The organism is Bartonella sp. MU70NMGDW (genome assembly GCF_042194085.1).
GTDB classification, from domain to species: Bacteria; Pseudomonadota; Alphaproteobacteria; order Rhizobiales; family Rhizobiaceae; genus Bartonella; species Bartonella grahamii.
The window spans coordinates 1-997 of record NZ_JBHIMK010000421.1 but is presented as its reverse complement, the minus strand read 5'-3'; the positions used below and the strand labels follow the sequence as shown (position 1 = coordinate 997).

General features: G+C 29.7%; 1 pseudogene. It reads right to left on the bottom strand.

The features are described from left to right. Positions 1-224: pseudogene (locus ACFIKE_RS11380) on the bottom strand (threonine synthase); the annotation flags it as partial. Between the last annotated feature and the right edge of the window lie 773 nt (positions 225-997).

The window sequence follows — 997 nt, the reverse complement described above, 5'->3', positions numbered from 1 at the left end:
ATACTTTCAAAAGCTGTATATTCGATTTCGTTATTCACAAAGGGCCACAAAATAGTTTTAGCAATTGTTGTATAGGACTGACCACGAAGTGCTCGTAACGCATCAAATGAGAGCTGAGGAAATTTATCTGGCAGATAAAGTCCCCCATCACTTGCCAACCCTGTCATGATCGTTTCTGTAAAGCTTAAAGCAGGAGCTTCACCTCTCGTGCTGATATATTCCATAAGTCTTGTCCTTTTTTATTTCTGGAAAATTGGTGAAGTTATTTATTTCACGTTTTTCATAATATTTAAATTATTAAATGGATAGAGTTTTTTTCTTCTTTTTAACTCAATAATGAAAGGAAATAGTCTTAAACATTTTTATTTTTGAGATATAAACGTCAAATGTTAACAGAAAATCTGTTACAGTCGAGAATTTTCTCTCTATTATTCATTCACTTAAATTTTACAATGTATCTTCACTTGTGCACCTTCTAAAATAATAAAATCAAATAGATAGAATGGTAGTTACTGAAGAACTTTTGTATAAAACTCAATCATTCATAGTTATTTTATGCTCTTACTACTTTGTAATAATTAAATCTGCTAAAATGAATATTGAAATGATACAGCTCAAAATTCACATTAGAAGATTTATAAGGTAAATTTATGGCATTTCGTGCGCAAATCTATACTTTGAATAATCTTTTTTAGCTTAATTTAGAATTTTGTATAATAATAGATATTATATTTGTGCTATACAGTATGGCAACCTAAAGTTTATTCATAGAAAACATAAAAACAGCCTGCTAAATGATGTGAAGCAGGCTGTAAAGTATTCTCATTTTAAATAGAAAACAATAACTGAGTATCTTTGAATTATTTGCCTTTAATTTTTCCTATTGCCCATCCGATTGTCCCGCTAAATATAGACATAATAAATCCAGTCAAGAATCCAAAACCCAAAGCTCCTACTGTAGAAAAAACTCCTAGCGTAATTGGTTCAAATACTTTCT